Source organism: Pseudofrankia saprophytica, from assembly GCF_000235425.2.
Classification (GTDB): Bacteria; Actinomycetota; Actinomycetes; order Frankiales; family Frankiaceae; genus Pseudofrankia; species Pseudofrankia saprophytica.
On sequence record NZ_KI912267.1, the window covers coordinates 1,722,105 to 1,738,337 of the forward strand.

Below are 16,233 nucleotides of genomic sequence, written 5' to 3' on the forward strand. Positions count from 1 at the left end.
GGCCGTGCCGGCGGCGACGGGCACGACGGGGCGGTGGCGGCAGGGCAGCAGGTCGAAGCGCGGCGCGCCGCCCTCGGCCCAGACCGCCGCCGCGACCCGGCGCAGCTGGTCCAGCCCGGACCGCTTCGGCGAGCTGGACACGACGGTCACATGGTCCGGCCGTCCGGCCAGCGTGTCGTCGACGAAACCGGCGATCGTGCCGACCCCGACCTGCAGGAACATCCGGACGCCGGCGTCGTGCAGCCGCTCGGCGAGCGCGCGGAACCGCACCGGCTCCAGCAGGTGGCGCACGGTCAGCTCACGGATGGCGTTCGCGTCGTCCGGGTAGGGCGCGACGGTCGTGGCCGACCAGACCGGCACGCCCGCCGGCGCGAGCGGCATCGTGGCCAGCGGCGAGCGCACCCGGTCCAGGTAGGGCCGCAGGAACGGGGAGTGGAAGCCGGACCGGAACGGCAGCACCTGCCCGATCACGCCCCGGGCGCGCAGCCGGGCGAGCGCCTCGGTGACGCTCGCCTCGCGCCCACAGATGACCGACTGGTGCGGGCAGTTGTCGTGCGAGACGACGACGTCGGGCAGATCCGCGATGACCTCGTCGACCGTCTCGACGCCGCAGCCGATGGCGCCGAAGCACACGCCGGGGACCTCCAGGGACCCCGGGTCGAACCCACCGATGAACGCGTCGACGAAGTCGTTCGGGACCATGCCCGACGAGATCATCGCGTTCCACTCGCCGATGCTGTGCCCGCCGACGACGTCGGGGACGATCCCGAGCCGGCGCAGCACGAGGTCGAGCACCCGGCCCACCTCGACGCTGGCCCGGCCGTGGCCGCCGAGCACGCCGGTCTCGCCCAGGTCCGGCAGCGGCAGGCCGAAGTGCGCGCAGACGTCGTCGACGCGCGGGTCGAACTTGTCCTCCAGCCCGCAGAACAGGAACGCGAGCCGTCCCGCCGGCGAGGACTGTCCCGGAGCGGCCGCCTCGCCGGGCCCGGCGAGCAGCGGGTCCGGGGTGAACCAGAGGTCGTTACGCCCGCGCCACGGGGTGCCGCGGGCGACGATCGTGCGGGCGAGCGCGAGCCGGCGCGGGGTGGGCGCGACCAGAGCGAGCCGGCAGGGGCCGCCCGTCGGGGCCGTCGCGGCGTCGTCGCGGGCGAGCAGCACCTCGTCGGGCACGGCGAGCTGGGCCGCGAGCTCGGCGGGCGTCGCCGCGGCGAGCAGCAGCACCGCCTCGGCCGCAGGGTCGGCCACCAGACCGGCTGGCGCGACCGTCGCCACGGCGGGCGTCGCCACGGCGGATGCGGTGGGCACGCCGGTCGGGGCGGGGAACGTGGCGGCCGGGGACGGTGCCGGCCGGTCGGGGGCCTGCTCCAGGACGGCGTGCGCGTTGATGCCGCCGAAGCCGAAGGCGTTCACCCCGGCGCGGCGCGGCGCGCCGCTGGCGGGCTCGTCCCAGGGCGAGGTGGCCAGCACCGGGGCGAACCGGGTACCGGCGAAGGCGGGGTGCGGGTCGTCGCAGTGCAGCGTCGGCGGCAGCGTGCGGTGGTGCAGCGCGAGGGCCGCCTTGATCAGCCCGGCGGCGCCGGCAGCCGGCATCGTGTGCCCGATCATGGACTTGACCGAGCCGATGCCGATCATCCGCGCGGCCGGGTCCAGCGGGCCGAACACGTCGGCAAGGGTGGCGAGCTCGGCGGCGTCGCCGTTCGGGGTGGCGGTGCCATGTGCCTCGATCAGCCCGACGGCGCTAGGAGCGCGCGGGTCGAGGCCGGCGTCCGCCCAGGCGCGGCGCACGGCGAGCGTCTGGCCGGCCGAGGCGGTCGCCATCAGCGAGGAGGTACGGCCGTCGCTGGCGACTCCGGTGCCGCGGACCAGCGCGTAGACGCGGTCGCCGGCCCTGCGCGCGTCCGAGAGCCGGCGCAGCATGAGCAGGCCGACGCCCTCGCCGATGAGCACTCCGTCGGCCGACCGGTCGAACGGGCGGATCTGCTGCGAGGGCGAGAGCGCCCGCAGCATCGCGAACGTGCTCCAGAAGGTCGGCTCGTGCACGATGTGCGCGCCGCCGACCAGCATCGTGTCGGCCCGGCCCAGGCGCAGCTCGCGGATGCCGGCGTCGACGGCGATCAGCGACGACGCGCAGGCAGCGTCGACGGTGTACGCCGGGCCGCGCAGGTCGAGCCGGTTGGCGATCCGGGAGGCGGCCAGGTTCGGCACCAGCCCGATCGCCGCCTCGGGCCGTTCCGGCCCCAGCTTCGCGACGAACGCCGCGTGGACGCGCTCGACCGCCTCCTCCGGCAGGTCCGGCAGCACCTCGCGCAGCGTCACCGCGACCTGGCGGGCGGTCTTGACCCGCTGCTCGATGCGGGCGAAGGCCGGGCCGAAGTAGCCGCCGCGGCCGAGCACTACGCCGACCCGCTCGCGGTCGCCGAGGGCGTCCTGGCCGCCGCCGTCGGCGATCGCCTCGGCGGCCAGCCGCAGCGCCAGCATCTGGTCGGGCTCGGCCCACTCGACCGCGAGCGGCATGATGCCGAACTCGGTCGGGTCGAAGGTGGCGAGCTCGTCGACGAAGCCGCCCCGGCGGGTGTAGAGCCGGTCGGCCCGTGGCGTTCCCGGCGGCGGCGGGGCGGCCGCCTCGGGCCGGTGGAACTCGTCGTCCCACCGGCCGGGTGGGGCCTCGCGGATCGCGTCCACGCCGCCGACGATGTTGGACCAGTACTGGTCCAGGCCGCCCGCGCCGGGGAACAGCGCCGCCATGCCGACGATCGCGATCGGATCGTCGGCGGCCGCGGCCCCCGAGACGCCTTCCCTGAGATGATCAGCCATAGAAGGCGTCCACCTCGCCGCACATGTAGACCACCTGCGCCGGGCCGGCGGGCGCGGCGAGCTCGCGCAGCAGCGCGTCGACACCCTCGGCCGGCTCGATCAGGCCGATGCCGCGCCGGGCGTACTCGCGCTCCAGCTCGGCGGAGACCATGCCGCCGCCCTCGGCCCGCCACGGTCCCCAGTCGACGCTGACGACCCGGCCCGCGACCTGCGCCGGCATGACCTCCGCCGGCTTGGCGGAGTCCTCCCGCGAGGTGAGCGCAGAGGCCGGGAAGACGCCGGCATGCGCGTGCGCCAGCGTGTCCAGGGTGTCGTTGGCGGCGGCGTAGTCGACCTGACCGCGGTTGCCGAAGACTCCCGCGACGCTGCCGAACAGGGCGACGAAGCGCGGGCCCCGGTCGCGGCGCAGCGCGGCGAGCAGCGCCCGCGCCCCGTCGACCTTCGTCGAGTACACCCGCGCGAACGATTCGGGCGTCTTGTCCCTCAGCAGCCGGTCCTCGAGCACCCCGGCGCCGTGGACGACACCGTCGAGCCGGCCGTGGCGGGCGTAGACGTCGGCGACGACGGCCCGCACGGCGGCGCCGTCGCGGACGTCGACGGCGTGGTACCGCACGCTCGCGGCGGTCCGGTCGAGCTCGGCGAGGGTCGCGCGCACCTCGCGCTCGGCGAGCAGCCGGGCGAGACGCGCCTCGATCTCGGCCGGGCGGCGCATGCCCGTGGCGATGAGCGCCCGGCGCAGCGCCGGGGCGTCCGTGGCCGCGGACGTGGCCGGGTCCTCCGGGCCGGCTGGCGGCGACGTCCGGCCGACCAGCTCGATGTGCGCGCCGTGCCGACGGGCGATCTCCAGGGCGACCTTGGCGGTGATGCCGCGGGCGCCGCCGGTCAGCAGCACCACCGAGGACGAGTCCAGCATGGGCGCCGCGGCGTCCGTGGACTGGGCCGTCAGCTCGGCGGGCAGGACGCGCAACGCCGAGCGGGCGCCGTCGCGGTAGCCGACGACGAGCGGGGCATGCTCGGCGACCAGCTCGCCGAGCAGCGACTCGGCGATCCGGCGGGGCGCGTCCTTGGGGTCGACGTCGACGACCCGCACGGCGACGTCGGGCAGCTCGTACGCGAGGGTGCGGGCGAAGCCGGCGAAGCCGGCGCCGGCCACCGGGGCCGGCTCGGTCGCCGCGGCGCCTCCCCGGCGGCCGAAGTCCCCGCCCAGACCGCTGGCGAGGACCAGCCGGCGAGTACCGCCGAGGGCCGCAGCCCGCAGCGCGGCGAACGCGCCGGGCAGCTCCGCCGCGGAGCCCGCGGCGGCGTCGAGCGCGGCGACCCACAGCAGGCCGTCGGCGGCGACTCCGCCGGCGACGACCTCGGCGAGGTCCGGGGCGCCGGCGTCGAGGAGGCGCACGGTCGCGCCGGCCTGCTCCAGCAGGTCCGCGATCTCCAGGCCGACCCCAAGTCCGCCCTCGACGACGGCGAAGCGCCCGCCCGCTAGCGGCGTGCCATCGCCCGGCAGTCCACCCGCCACGGCGGAGCCCCTGCTGCCCAAGGCCGTGCTGCCCACGGCCGGCAGCGGCCCCGGCTCGACGACGAACCGGCGCAGCGGGAACCGCGCTCCCCCGACCAGTTCGGGCTCGGCGGCCAAGTGCTCCTCGGCGACCGAGTGCTCTGTGCCGGTCTCCCCCACGTCGGTGGCCTTGGCGGCGGTGTGCGCGACGATCCAGTCGACGATGCCGTCCACCGTCTTGATCGCCGCCAGCTCCTCCACCACCGACTCGTCCAACTCACCACCCGCGGCATCCGCGAGACCCAACCGACCCGCCAGCTCACCAAGAATCTCGGTCCGCTTGATCGAGTCGATCGACAGATCCGCCTCCAGGTCCAACCCCGGCTCCAGCATCTCCGCCGGGTAACCCGTCTGCGAACCGATCACCTCCACCACCGTGTCCAGCACGGCGGGCCGCCCGAGGGGCGGCGCGCCGCCACCACCGGCCAGCCCGGGGGGCGGCGCCGGGGACGCCGACGACGCCCCGTTCAGGTACGGCGCGGCCAGCGTGCCGGCCATGGCGGGCACATCCGACCGGGCGGGGGTGGGCTGGAAGGGCACCGCGCCGGGCGGCAGCGCGCCGCCAGCGGCGACCGGAACGGCCGGAGCTCCGGCCGCCGCGGCCGTGGCCGTGGCCGGGCTCGCCTGGTGGGCGACGATCCAGTCGACGATGCCGTCCACCGTCTTGATCGCCGCCAGCTCCTCCACCACCGACTCGTCCAACTCACCACCCGCGGCATCCGCGAGACCCAACCGACCCGCCAGCTCACCAAGAATCTCGGTCCGCTTGATCGAGTCGATCGACAGATCCGCCTCCAGGTCCAACCCCGGCTCCAGCATCTCCGCCGGGTAACCCGTCTGCGAACCGATCACCTCGACGACGACGTCAAGGACGGCTCCCCTGCCCGACACGGCCGCCACGGCGGCGGCCGGGACAGCCTGGGCGGGAACGGCGACGACCTGGGTCGCGCCCTGCTGGGAGGCCTGCTGGGAGCTTCCGGGCGAGCGAGCGACGATCCAGTCGACGATGCCGTCCACCGTCTTGATCGCCGCCAGCTCCTCCACCACCGACTCGTCCAACTCACCACCCGCGGCATCCGCGAGACCCAACCGACCCGCCAGCTCACCAAGAATCTCGGTCCGCTTGATCGAGTCGATCGACAGATCCGCCTCCAGGTCCAACCCCGGCTCCAGCATCTCCGCCGGGTAACCCGTCTGCGAACCGATCACCTCCACCACCGTGTCCAGCACCACGGCGCGGCCCAGGCCACGGCCCGCGGACGCGGCGGCCGGTGCCGGCACGCTCGGCGACGGCTGGTCCACCGGGAAGGCCTGCGCGGGGATGACCGGCGCGTGGCCGTTCGCCGCGGCCAGGCGTCCGACCTGCGCCGGCTCGTACGTCCGGCCGTCATCGACCGGCGCGAGCCGCGCGCCAGCCGCGCCGCCCAGGCCCGCGAGCGTTCCGGCGTCCAGCGCGGCCGCGCCCCCGCGACCCAGGTAGCCGAGCAGGACGTCGCGCTGCGCCGAGACGAGATCACGAGTGGTCCGTAGGAACTCCAGCACCGCCGTGTCCGCCGTCGGATCGGCAGGCGCCGCGAAGACCGCCGGCACCGCCGGGGAGGCCGCGGACTCGATCTCGAGCCGCGCGAGCGGCTTCAGGCCGCCCGCGACGACGCGCCCGTCCGCGGTGCGCACGAAGGCGCCGTCGACCAGCCAGCCGGGCCGCCGCGGCGCGTCCGCCGCCGAGACCACCCGCGCGTCCCGGCCGGCGAACAGCGGCGCGATGTCGAGGGTGACACCGGCGGCGGCGAGCTCGGCGGCGGCGAGCAGCAGGCGGCGCAGCCCCGGCTCGCCGGCGACGTCGGTCGCGACCGCGCGGTGCGGCCGACCGGCGAGGATCTTGCCTACGAGGCCGGTGAGCACCCGGCCAGGGCCGACCTCGACGAAGGTGCGCACCCCGGCCGCGTACATCGCCTCGACCTGCTCGACGAACCGGACGGGCGCGGCCACCTGACCGGCGAGCGTCGCCCGGATCTCGGCGGCGGTGTCCGGGTACGGCGCCGCGGTCGTGTTCGCCCAGACCCTGGCGGCGGCCGGCGAGACCGTGAGCCCGGCGAGGGTGTCGGCGAGCGTGCCGGCGGCGCCGGCGACGACCGGGCTGTGGAAGGCGGCGGCGACCGGGATCCGCTTGGCCGCGAGGCCCGCGGCCGACAGCGCCGCGAGCGCGGCGTCGACGGCGGCGGTCGGGCCGGACACGACGGTCTGTTTCGGGGCGTTCTGGTTGGCGAGCACGACCTCCGCCGCGCGCCCGCCCGCCGCGTCCAGCGCGGCGCGGACGTCGGCGGCGGGCGCCGAGACGGCGGCCATCGTGCCCGGGTCCTCGCCCGCCGCCGCGAGGATCGCGGCCGCCCTGGCCTCGGAGAGACCGATCAGGTCGGCACGGTCTAGCGCGCCGGCGACGGACAGCGCGACCAGCTCCCCGTAGGAGTGGCCGGCAAGGTCGTCGGCGTGGATCCCGAGGGAGCCGAGCAGCTCGGCCATCGCCAGGCCAGCGAGGCCCAGCGTCGGCTGGGCCGCCCGGGTGTCGGTGATCGCGGCGGCCTGCGCGTCCGCCTCCGCCCGGCTGAGCGCGGCCGGCGGGAACATCGTGCCCGCCCAGCGCGGCCCGAGCTCGAGCACCTCGCGCAGCCGCGGGAACGCGACGAACAGGTCGGCGAGCATGCCCGGGCGCTGGCTGCCCTGGCCCGGGAACAGGAACCCGACCCGCCCGGGACCGCTCACCTCGGCGCCGGTAGCCCCGGCGGTGGCCGGCGCGTCCGGGGCGACGAACAGCCCGGCCTTCGGGTCGGGCTGGAAGGAGCGCGCCCTGGCGAGCGCCGCCGGCAGCTCGTCGAGCGAGGACACGACGAACGCGAGCCGAACCGGTCCCGACCGGTCCTCGGCGATGGTGCGGGCAAGGTCGCGCAGCCGCCAGGGGCGACCCGCGTCCTCGTTCGTCTGGGCGAGCTCGGTCAGCCGGTCGAGGCGCCGGGCGGCCGTGGCGTTGTCGGCGCCGCGGATGACGAACAGCTCCGCGGGCCAGTGCGCGAGCCCGTGCGCCGGCTCGGGGCCGCCGTCGTAGGCGGACAGCACGACGTGGAAGTTCGTCCCGCCGAACCCGAAGGCCGACACCCCGGCGTGCCGTTCGCTCGCCGGCGCGGCCCAGGGCCGGGCCGCCTTGTCGAAGGCGAACGGGCTGCTCGCCCGGTCGTAGGCCTCGTTGGGGGTCTCGATGTGCAGCGTGGGCGGCCGCACCCCGGCGGCCAGCGCGCGCGTGGCCTTGATCAGCCCGGCCATGCCCGCGGCGCACTTGGCGTGGCCGATCTGGGACTTGACGGAGCCGACCGTGCAGGCGCCCGGCTCGGCGCCGTGCTGGGCGAACACCTCGGTCAGGGTGGCGAGCTCGGTACGGTCACCGACGACGGTGCCGGTCGCGTGGGCCTCCACCAGGCCGACCTCGGACGGGGAGATCCCGGCGCGGCTGTAGGCGCGTTCGAGCGAGAGCACCTGGCCCGCGCGGCGCGGGGCGGTCAGCCCCAGCGCGCGCCCGTCGGAGGAGCCCGCGACCGCCTTGACGACGGCGTGGATCCGGTCCCCGTCGCGCTCGGCGTCGGCGAGGCGCTTGAGCACGACGACCGCGACACCCTCGCCGAGGGTGATGCCGTCGGCGGAGGAGTCGAACGAGCGGCACCGACCGCTCGGCGACAGGGCGTGCACCGAGGCGAACATCAGGAAGTCGTTCAGCCCGTTGTGGGTGTCGACGCCGCCGCAGAGCACCATGTCCGAGTTTCCGGCCAGGAGCTCCTTGCAGGCCGCGTCCAGCGCGGCGAACGACGAGGCGCAGGCGGCGTCGACGGTGAAGTTGGCGCCGCCGAAGTCCAGCCGGTTGGCGACCCGCCCGGCGATGACGTTGGCCAGGATGCCGGGGAACGAGTCCTCGTCGAGCTCGGGCAGGTGCTCGTCGAGCTCGGCCGGCAGGTCACCGACGAGCGCCCGGTAGCCGGCCCGCAGGCCGTAGGCGCCGGAGAGGTCCGCGCCGGCCTCGGCGCCGAACACCACCGAGGTACGGGAGCGGTCGAAGGGGCGCTTCTCGTAGCCCGCGTCGCGCAGCGCCCGGGCCGAGACCTCCAGCGCGAGCAGCTGGCCGGTCTCGATGCTGCGCAGCGAGCGCGGCGGGATTCCGTAGGCCAGCGCGTCGAACGGGATGGGCGGCAGGAAACCGCCCCATTTCGACGGGGTCATCTTGCCGGCGTCCTTGACGAACGCGTCCGGCGAGTAGAAGCGGTCGGCCTCGAACCGCTCGGCGGGCACCTCGGTGACCGCGTCGACCCCGCCGAGGATGTTCGCCCAGAACGTCTCCACGTCCGGCGCGCCGGGGAACACCCCCGCCATGCCGATGATCGCGATGTCGGCCGGCCGGGCCGTCTCGCGGACCGCCGCCACCGACCGCGCCGCGGCCGCGCGCCGCGCGGCGATCGGGTCCACGACCGCGTTTTCGTCGCCGGCCCCCTGCTGCGCCGGGATGCCCCGGGCAGCCGCGGCGGCGCTGGCGCCGGTACCAGCGCCGTCGACCGCGAGGCCGAGCTCGGCGGCCCGGCGAGCGAGCGCGTCGCCCGCGCCGGTGCTCACCTGCTCGTGCAGGACCGGGATCGAGGTCCGCTCGGCGCGCAGCGCGGCCACCTGGCCGATCATGAACATGCCCTCGGCCGCCTGGGCGGTCTCGTCGACCGCCACCAGCGCCCCGCCGTCGCGGCGCACGCCCTTGCTGGCGATGCGCAGCCGGCCGAGGTTGAGGCCCTCCAGGGTCGCCCACATCTCGTGGCGGCTGTGCCCCGCGGCGGCAAGCTCCGCCCGGGTGGACAGGAACGTGTCAACGAACGGTGAGCGCACGCAGCGGGTGGCGTGCCCGGGCGAGGTCTCCAGAAGCACGGTCTCCTCGCAGCGCACCGCCGCTTCCTGGAAACCGGGCTGGATAGCGCCGCTCGCGACCGCCTCGGCGGTGAACAGGTACGCCGTGCCCATCAGCGCGCCGACCTTCGCGCCGCGCGCGGCCAGCGGAGCGGCGACCGCGGCGACGGCCGCGGCCGACGCCTCGTCATGCACGCCGCCGGCGAACAGCAGATGCAGCTCCTCGAAGAAGCCGCCGCCCAGTCGCTCGCCCGCCGCGAGCAGCGCGCCTACCTGGGCCTCCCAGAGCGCGAAGCTGGCCCGTGGGCCGACGTGCCCGCCGCACTCCCGCCCCTCGAACACGAACTTGCGGGCACCGTCGGCGACGAACCGCTCCAGCAGGCCGGGGGACGGGACGTGCAGGAACGTGTCGATACCGGCGGCTTCCAGCGGCGCGGCCTGCGACGGACGACCACCGGCGATCAGCGCGCACGGCGGCCGGACGGCGAGCACCGCGTCCAGCTGGGCGGCGCGCACCTCGGCGGGGGCGAAGCCCAGGATGCCGACACCCCAGGGAGCCTCGCCGAGCTGCTCGGCCGTCTGGGCCAGCAGCGCGCGGGACTGCTCGCCGGACAGCAGCGCGAGCGCGAGGAACGGCAACCCGCCCCCGTCGGCGACCGCCTTCGCGAACTCCGGGATGTCGCTGACCCTGGTCATCGGGCCCTGCGCGAGCGGGTAGCGCAGGCCGCGGGCGGCGGCGAACGGCGCGCCGGGCTCGAGCGGGCGCAGCCCGGCCGCGGTCGCCAGCTGGTCGCGAATGGCGGCGCGCACCGCGCGGACGACGCCGCTCGCGGTGACGTACCGGTCGGCGAGCCCGCTCGCGAACGCCGCGTCCTGGCCGACCGGGAGGAGCTGGGCGCGCAGGTCACGCCCGCCGAGGCGGGCCGCGGCCTCGGCGGGCGTGAGCGCGCCGTCCTCTGACCCTCCAGGGGCGCGGGCAGGGCACCGTCGCTCGCCACCTCGCCGCCGGTGTCACGAAGATCCGCCTCGCCGGGGCCGGGGCCGGCCGCGGGCGCGAGCCCGGCGAGCCGCGCGACCGGCAGGTCCGGGCGGACGTAGACCCGGTGGCCGCCGACCAGGGTGGTCTCGCTGCCGTCCATCGCCCGCACGGCGGCGGCCACCTCGGCCGCCGTCTCCGCCTCGCGCACCAGGGAGAGCTGGGTGTCCAGGACGACGCCAGCGGCCCCGAGCGCGACGGCGCCAGCCGCCGTGTGCTCGCCGATCCCGCCGGCGGCCCAGAACGGGGCGGGGGCGCCGGCGCTGGTCAGCAGGCCGGCCGCGCCCAGGTGCTGGAGCAGAGTGAAGGTGGTCAGGTCGCCGACGAGCCCGCCGGCCTCATTGCCCCGGGCCACGACGCCGGCGGCACCGGCGGCGAGCGCGGCCCGCGCGCCGGCCACCGAGGTCACCTCGACGAGCACGCGGCGCGCCCCGGTCGGGCCGGCCGCGCGCGCGATGTCCCACCCGGCGATGTCCCACCCGGCGGACGCAGGCTGCCCGGCGGCGGACGCCGCCAGGGCCAGCAGGTCCAGGTCGGCGAGCAGCACGGTGTCGACCTCGGCCGGCAGGTCCTCCGGACGCAGCGGCGTGGCCGGGCCCACCCGGACCGCGAACGTGGCGGGACACCAGCGAGCCGCGTCGGCGAGGGCTCGGCGGGCGCGGGCGGCGTCGCCGCCCAGGTCGAGCACGCCCAACCCGCCGGCACGCTCCACGGCCGCTACCAGGGCGGCGTTCGGCTCCGCGAACGGCGTCACGACGACGACGAGATCCCTCGCGCCGGCGGGTGCCGGGGCGTCCGGGCCATCCTCCCAACGGGTGGGGCGGCCTGGGTCGAGCTGACTGGAAGTCCTGGTCATCGACTGGTCCTCCTGAGCCAGTGACGCCCGCGGCGACACCGGGGTGCGAGCGGGAGGGGGGCGGGCATCGCCCCAGGGCGGTGGCCCCGCCCCGGGCCATGCCGCGGCGAACAGACAGGTTCAGCGGACGGACCCGCTATGGCCATCATCACCATCTGGGTTTCGTCACCGACTCGGTGGGTGCCGGCGGACACGCACACTCGCGCGGGCGTGCCGGGACGAGTTGCGCCGGAGCCTTGGTCATCTCGAAAAACAACGTCTCCAGGTGCGGTACTACGCCGAGCGCCGTCGATGTCCAGACGCTCCCGGGTCGGGTTTCAAGCACCCACGCGGGCTCTCTCCACGCCGTCGTGACGAGAGTCCGAGAAGGTGCTGAGAATTATAGCCACACGGATAGCCACGCCGAAACTGCCCCTGGGCGGCGCCGCCCGACGAGGCGGATGTGCGCTGCCCAGAGCATGCCGGCGGGTGTGCCGACGCGCCCGCCGACAATGATCGCGCCTTGGTGGCCACACTCAGATACCCCCATTCGGGGGCATGATACGCGACCACCTTCGGGGTACCTTGGGTGGTCCGTCATCCACGGGAATCGATGCCGACGGAACCGTCACCAATGATTCCGTCCGCATCCATCAAGAACATTCTTACGCCGTTTCCTGGAGCTTGCTGACCCGACATCCAGAATGACTCGATGAGCGCCGCCGAAGGCTTGAGTAATTCATTCACGAAGCCTCAAAAGGCGCCCAGCAGGAACAGGGCATCCTCCGGGGAGCTAGCCGCCAAAACGACGGTACCGAATTAGCGGGCATGGTGGTCCGCCATGGCGGGATCCGTCCCGGCACCGGACCTCGTCCCGCGTCCCTGGCGCCTTCGGCGCTCGGCGCCGAGCCGCTCCTGCCGCCTGGCGGGTCCCACCTCAGGTGGTCTCCCGCACGATCGGTCTAGTCAGGTCGGAGGGTTCTCCCGGGCCTTGGGAACAGGTAAAGAGGGTTTTTCACCCGACTAGCGCCAGTGCGTTCGGGCAGTCAAGCCTTTCCCGCCGCCCGCGTAACCGCGAAGCCCGACTCGTTCAGCCGGATGGGCGCCTGGATGGGACGTCCCGGGCCGCACTCCGTCGGTGGCCACCCGGACACAGGCCGACTCAGGCCGCGTCGTTGCCGGCCGACCGATTGCCCCGAACAGACATCAATGTCCGTTTTCCACCGTCTGGGCCCGCGGACGTCCAGCCCGGCCGACCACTCCCGGCGGCCCCAGTCCCCGTGACATGCCCGCGGAGAGGACGGGCCCGGCCGCGGGTACCGGCCGAGGGGCACCGGCCGCCGGGCCGGGCACCGACATCGCCCGGCCTACGGGCGCGCCGATGCCGCCCGCGACGGTGCGGCGGGCGGCACGGCCTCAGATGTGCCGGCGATGCGGCTGGGTCGCGTCAGTCCCGGCCGGCGCCCGGGGCGACCGGCGGAGTCGACGGGCCCATCTCGCGTTGCCAGGCCAGCGCCAACTGGGTCCTGTTGGCGCAGGACGTGGCGACGAGCGCGTGCGTCAGGTGGTGCTTGACCGTGTCGATGCTGATGCACAGCGCCTCGGCGACCTGGCGGTTCGAGTGGCCCTCGGCCACCAGCCGGACGACGTCACGCTCCCTGGCCGACAGCTTCGCGGTGACGGCGGGGCCGGTGTTCGCGCGGACATGGAATCGCAGGAGGTTGCCCAGGTGGCGGCCGAGGACCGCCGCGACCGCGCGATCGCGCGCTCCGAAGGCGCCGGGCCGCGGGTCCAGCAGCGACACCACGGCACCGATGTTCGCCGGCCCGCCGAGCCGCAGGAGAAGCTTGGAGTGGATGCCGTGCGCGCGCAGAAAACGCTCCATGCGCATCCGGATCTCCGGTCGTACCGGGTTGCCGATGTCCTCGAGCGTGACCACACCCCGCTCGTGCATCAGCCGCAGGCTCTCCGGGTCGGAGAACGCCTCGAGTCCGCGATAGCGGTCGAGGAAGGGGCCGGCCATCCGAAGCGCGAGCCCGCGCCCCGAGGGTCGCTGGTCCTGGAAGGCCGCCTCCAGCGACGGGCCGAGGAAGAACGCGGAGTTCCGGTACCCGAGGTGTCGGGAAAGTGCGTCGAGCGTGGCCTCCCGAAACGCCGGGAGCGTGGGGGCGCGTTCGCAGTCCTCGACGACCCGGAGAATGCCGCGCAGCTCGGCCGCGCCGAGCGCCAGATCCCGCGGCGGCTGTGCCGCGCGCGGTGCCAACTGGGTACGTGCGGACATTCCGGCCCCCCCGGGCGCTGTGGCCTGTGCCGTGGTGTTGATTCCGACGCGCGGCGCGGGGAGCCCGGCCGACGACGCGTTCCGTCCCATCGCCGTGTTCCCGATGGACGCGTTTGCTGGAGCGGTGGCATGTCGCCGAACCGCGGGGGTCTCCAGACGCGGGGCTGGTCCGCGCAGGACCGCGGATGGTGTGTCGATTGTCACCGGTCTTGGCTGGCGACGAACCGGCGGGATTCCGGCCATACCGTCCAGAACAGTATCCCTCACGCCATCAAGCATGCGGTCTGCCACGCCTGCCTCCGGATCCGGTCGACACCCTCGTTACTAGTCGGTAGCGGCGATGTCGCCGGAGTATTACCGACCAAGCTGGACATGTTGGGTCAGCGTAGGGCCCCCTTCCGAGGCACGCTAGACGGGGGCCGGGACTTTTTACCTCTTGCCAACACCGACTACCGATCGAGAGATCCAACTAGGGCCTAAAGTCCTATGAGAGCGCTCTCGCTCTATCGAGAGTGACCAGGCGATTGCTGTACGTACATGATGATCGTCCCGACATCACCTAATGGTGCTACTCACGCTCCGCACACATGGGCCATTTCCGGACTAGAGGCAATAAGTCCACACCACTCGGCCATTCTCTTTCACACTGTGTAACTGGTTGCTACCGAGGGTATGGAGTCCGGCGACACGGCCCGCCGGGTCCGGCTCGTTCGACCGGCCGGCCCGCGGCCGTGCCCGCGCGTCGGCTGATGCCGGCGACCGCGGCCCGAGAGGGGTGAGCAGCGGTGACCATCGGCTCGTCGATCTTCATGATCGTGGCCGGCGCGATTCTCCGGTACGCGGTCACGTGGCACATCCACGGCCTGAACCTGCCGGCCCTGGGCCTGATCCTGGCCATCGCGGGGATCGTCACCCTGGTGATCCGGCTCATCTGGCTGTTCAATCCGGACCTCGGCTGGCAGCGGCCACCGACGGATCCGCCGGCCGAGCTCGGTGGCTGGCCTGTCAGCCCCTTGCGCGCGCCGCCACACGGCCGGGCCGCGCCGCCCGTCTCCACCGGCCCCGGCGGATGGCACCCAGAGGATCGTGCCGAGTAGGCGGGTGTCCCGAGAACCGCCCCGCGTCGGCTGCCCGGCCCGGAACACCCGGGTCGGGCAGCCGCGCCGCACCGCGAGTCGGCCTGGCCTCCCGTGGGCCCGCAGACCCGCGCCGGGGCTCTCAGCGCGGGTTCAGAGCAGGTGCAGGGCGCGGGCACGGTGCACCGCGTCCCGCCTCCTGGCCACGTCGAGCTTGCGGTAGATGCTTTTCAGGTGCGTCTTCACCGTGTTGACGGAGACGTACAGCTCGGCGGCGATCTCCGCCGTCGTCAGCATCGTCGGCAGGTAGCTGAGCACGGCGAGCTCCCGCTCGCTGAGCCGGTCGGCCCCTCGCCCGGCCCGAGACGGCTGCTGCCGCGCGCCCAGCTCGTCGCCCGCCAGCCGCGGCTGGCCACCGGACGCCGGGGAGTGGCCTCCGGCGACCAGCTCAGCCAGCTGCCCCGCTCCGGATGCTCCGGAAGTCCGCGGCGTCCGGCCCGCGTCGCCGCGCCGGAGTCCAGGCGCGGCCGAGGGTCCTGGTGGCTGGGCCTGCGCCGCGGATTGGACGGTCGATGGATGCCCGCTGGAGGCCCCCGCCGGGCTCACCCAGCCACGGCCCTCCCCCGGGCCCGCGGCGGGCGGCGGCGGGGCGGCCCCTGGCCCGGCGAACGCCCCCGGTGCGGCGGTCGACCCTGGCACGGCGGACAGCGGCGAGGGACGGTCTGCGTCCCCACCACCGGTGCCCCGCGTCTCCCACTCCTCGCCGTGCGCGGCCGCCTCCGGCCGGTGCGCCGGCACGGGCGGGACGCCTGCGGCGGGGCCTGGAGCCCTGCGCGCGGCGGGCACCGCGACCGGGCGGACGCCTGCCGCGGCCTGTCCGGGCCCGGCACCCACCGCCGGCTCCACCGGCCGCCGCCGGGGCTCGCGGGCGAACCTCGCCCGCAGCGCGGCGACCAGCGCGGGCGCGGCGTCCGACAGGCTCGGGTGCGCCTCGGTCAGTCCGACGACCTCGGAACCCAGCTCGAGAAAGGGGCGTACCAGCGGCTCGTCCTGAGCGAGCGCGAAGGCTCGCGCGAGCAGGCCGCCCGCCGCGGCTCCGTCACCCCGGCGGGTCGCCGCGAGCGCGCTGACCGCGCAGGCCCCGACCACACTCACCACGCCACCGCCGTCGGCGCGCAGCAACGGGGCGACCGTGAGCGCGGCGGCCGCGGCGTCACCCTGAGCCAGCTGGGCGCGGCCCCTGGCAAGCCGCGCGGCCGGGCCGTCGCGCCGCCCGGCCGCCTCGTCGCGTTCCAGCAGTCGCAGCGCCGCGTCAGGGTTGCCGCCGACGACCAGCAGATCGGCCTGCGTGGCCTCGCGCAGCGCCAGCAGCAACGCCGGCCCCCCGCGGGTCGGGACCGCGCCCAGCGCGCGCCGCGCCGCCCGCAGGTCGTCGGCGCCGCGTCGCCCCAGGTGAAGCCAGGCGCGCAGGACGTTCGCCAGATCCGGCAGCTGGCCGGCCGGGCCCGGGCCGGCGGCGAGGACCGCCTGATCCACCCAGGCAAGCCCGCGCTCGACGTCTCCCCGGTAACCCGCGACGACCGCCAACGCCAGCAGTGCCTCGACGGCGCCGACCGGCGCGGGCGAGCCCACGAGCCGGGCCAGCCGCTCCAGGTCATCCTGGTCGCGCCGGCTCAACCCGCCCCCCTCGATGCCACGTGGATCTACGCC

General features: G+C 75.3%; 7 protein-coding genes. 1 reads left to right on the forward strand and 6 read right to left on the reverse strand.

The features are described 5' to 3' along the window. The 5 genes from FRCN3DRAFT_RS48965 to FRCN3DRAFT_RS0241655 all read right to left on the reverse strand — a co-directional run. The coding region (locus FRCN3DRAFT_RS48965) for a type I polyketide synthase (protein WP_007518110.1) at positions 1–2,814 on the reverse strand (2,814 nt) is incomplete at its 3' end. Next, entirely contained in the window at positions 2,807–10,105 is a 7,299-nt protein-coding gene (locus tag FRCN3DRAFT_RS48970) for a type I polyketide synthase (RefSeq protein WP_232794421.1), read from the reverse strand. The genes FRCN3DRAFT_RS48970 and FRCN3DRAFT_RS48965, both read right to left, overlap by 8 nt. Next, complete coding sequence (locus tag FRCN3DRAFT_RS56975) at positions 9,988–11,187, reverse strand: hypothetical protein (RefSeq protein ID WP_007518106.1); 1,200 nt, start codon at positions 11,185–11,187, stop codon at positions 9,988–9,990. The genes FRCN3DRAFT_RS48970 and FRCN3DRAFT_RS56975 overlap by 118 nt, the downstream gene beginning before the upstream one ends. Positions 11,188–11,763: 576 nt before the next feature. Continuing rightward, positions 11,764–11,913: a hypothetical protein gene (locus tag FRCN3DRAFT_RS54680; protein ID WP_157845336.1), complete on the reverse strand. Its 150-nt coding sequence runs from the start codon at positions 11,911–11,913 to the stop codon at positions 11,764–11,766. A 700-nt stretch (positions 11,914–12,613) separates the two neighbouring features. After that, positions 12,614–13,447, reverse strand: coding sequence for a helix-turn-helix transcriptional regulator (locus FRCN3DRAFT_RS0241655; RefSeq protein ID WP_232794422.1), 834 nt, complete (start codon positions 13,445–13,447; stop codon positions 12,614–12,616). 785 nt (positions 13,448–14,232) lie between these two features. Between FRCN3DRAFT_RS0241655 and FRCN3DRAFT_RS0241660 the strand changes: the two genes are divergently transcribed. Then, positions 14,233–14,544, forward strand: coding sequence for a hypothetical protein (locus FRCN3DRAFT_RS0241660; protein ID WP_007518103.1), 312 nt, complete (start codon positions 14,233–14,235; stop codon positions 14,542–14,544). A 132-nt stretch (positions 14,545–14,676) separates the two neighbouring features. On the opposite strand, the gene FRCN3DRAFT_RS55725 is transcribed toward FRCN3DRAFT_RS0241660, so the two are convergent. Next, positions 14,677–16,200 carry a helix-turn-helix transcriptional regulator gene (locus tag FRCN3DRAFT_RS55725; RefSeq protein WP_198536226.1) on the reverse strand — a complete coding sequence of 508 codons (1,524 nt, stop codon included), beginning with the start codon at positions 16,198–16,200 and terminating at the stop codon, positions 14,677–14,679. Between the last annotated feature and the right edge of the window lie 33 nt (positions 16,201–16,233).

Bases quoted from the DNA above. Each gene is read 5' to 3' on its own strand.
- FRCN3DRAFT_RS56975 (WP_007518106.1), bottom strand. From the start codon at position 11,187: ATGACCAGGACTTCCAGTCAGCTCGACCCAGGCCGCCCCACCCGTTGG.
- FRCN3DRAFT_RS0241655 (WP_232794422.1), bottom strand. From the start codon at position 13,447: ATGTCCGCACGTACCCAGTTGGCACCGCGCGCGGCACAGCCGCCGCGG.